This window comes from Pantoea sp. Pa-EAmG (assembly GCF_030024295.1).
Lineage (GTDB): Bacteria > Pseudomonadota > Gammaproteobacteria > Enterobacterales > Enterobacteriaceae > Pantoea > Pantoea dispersa.
This window is the reverse complement of the sequence record NZ_JASEWO010000333.1, coordinates 1-1,821: the sequence shown is the minus strand read 5'-3', so window position 1 is coordinate 1,821 and position 1,821 is coordinate 1. Positions and strand designations below refer to the sequence as shown.

1 protein-coding gene is annotated in these 1,821 nt (G+C 56.1%); it reads left to right on the top strand.

Going from position 1 to position 1,821, the window contains the following annotated elements:
* Window positions 1-2: 2 nt before the first annotated feature.
* A partial coding sequence (gene dinG / locus QMM04_RS22370; RefSeq protein WP_282997091.1) for an ATP-dependent DNA helicase DinG occupies window positions 3-1,821 on the top strand: 1,819 nt, incomplete at its 3' end.

The window sequence follows — 1,821 nt, the reverse complement described above, 5'->3', positions numbered from 1 at the left end:
AGATTGCGCAATGGTATAAGGCGCTGCAGCAGCAGGTTCCTGACTTTATCCCACGTGCGCCACAGCGTCAGATGATCGCTGAAGTGGCGAAGAGCCTGGCCGGTGACGAAGGTCGCCATCTGGCGATTGAAGCCCCCACCGGCGTGGGCAAAACCTTGTCTTATCTGATCCCCGGCATTGCGGTGAGCCGCGCCGAGGAGAAACGGTTAGTGATCAGCACCGCCAACGTGGCGCTGCAGGATCAAATCTTCAGCAAGGATCTGCCGTTGCTGAAAAAAATCATTCCCGATCTCACCTTCACTGCCGCATTCGGCCGTGGCCGCTATGTTTGTCCGCGCAACCTCACGGCACTGGCGGCGACCGAAGATCAGCAAGGTGACCTGCTGCTGTATCTCGATGAAGAAGCGGTGACCGGTTCGAAAGAAGAGCAGAAGTTCTGCGCCAAGCTGGAAAAACAGCTCAGCAGCTATCAATGGGATGGACTGCGCGATCACACCGATGTGTCAATTGAGGACAGCTTGTGGCAGCGGCTTTCCACCGACAAAGCCAACTGTCTGGGGCATCACTGCCGCTGGTATCGTGAATGTCCGTTCTTTGTCGCGCGTCGTGAAATTGAACAGGCTGACGTTGTGGTGGCAAACCATGCGCTGGTGATGGCGGCGATGGAGAATGAATCCGTCTTACCGCCCGCCAAGCATCTGATGCTGGTGCTGGACGAAGGCCATCATCTACCGGAAGTGGCGCGTGATGCGCTGGAGATGAGCGCGGAAATTACCCCCGGCTGGAGCAGCCTGCAGCTCGATCTGTTTGTGCGTCTGGTGGAAACCATCATGGCGCAGTTCCGCCCTAAATCGCCGCCACCACTGACCAACCCTGAGCGCTTGAAAGGCCACTGTGATGAGATGCGTGAGCTGCTGCAAATTCTGTGCGATGCGCTCAATCCGCTACTCCCCGCGCACAATCAGCCGGGCGAGTTCCGTTTTGTTTTGGGTGAGTTGCCGGAAGAGCTGATGACGATGTGCGCGCGGCTGTTCAAACTGAGCGATGCACTGCGTGGGTTGAGCGAAGGGTTGCTCAATGAGCTGGGTGAGCAAACCGGCAAAGCCGACATCATGCGTCTGCATCGGGCGATTATTCAGCTTAACCGCCAGTTCGGCTGGTTCGAATCAATCAGTAAACTGTGGCGGCTGGCGGCGATGGAGAAAGCCTCCAACGCGCCGGTATCGAAATGGATTACCCGTGAAATTCGCGATGGTCAGGCGCATCTGCTGTTCCATTGCGCCGGGATTCGCGTCAGCGATCAGCTGGAGAAACTGCTGTGGCGCAAAATTCCGCATGTGGTGGTGACCTCGGCAACCTTGCGTTCCCTCAACAGTTTTAATCGCTTGCAGGAGATGTCTGGCCTGAGTGAGAAAGCGGGCGATCGCTTTGTGGCGCTGGACTCGCCGTTTAATCATGTCGATCAGGGCAAGCTGGTGATCCCGCAAATGCGCTATGAGCCGTTAATGGCCAATGAAGCGGAGCACATCGCTGAAATGGCAGGCTTCTTTCTGCAGCAAATGGCGGAAGAGAAGCATAAAGGCGTGCTGGTGCTGTTTGCCAGCGGACGTGCAATGCAGCAGTTTGTCAGCCATGTCAGCGCATTACGTTTATCAATGCTGGTACAGGGCGATCAGCCTCGTTCGCGTTTAGTGGAGTTGCATCGCCAGCGAGTCGAAGCGGGGCAAACCAGTATTCTGGTTGGGCTGCAGTCTTTTGCTGAAGGTCTGGATTTAAAGGGCGATCTGCTCACGCAGGTGCATATCCATAAAATTGCTTTTC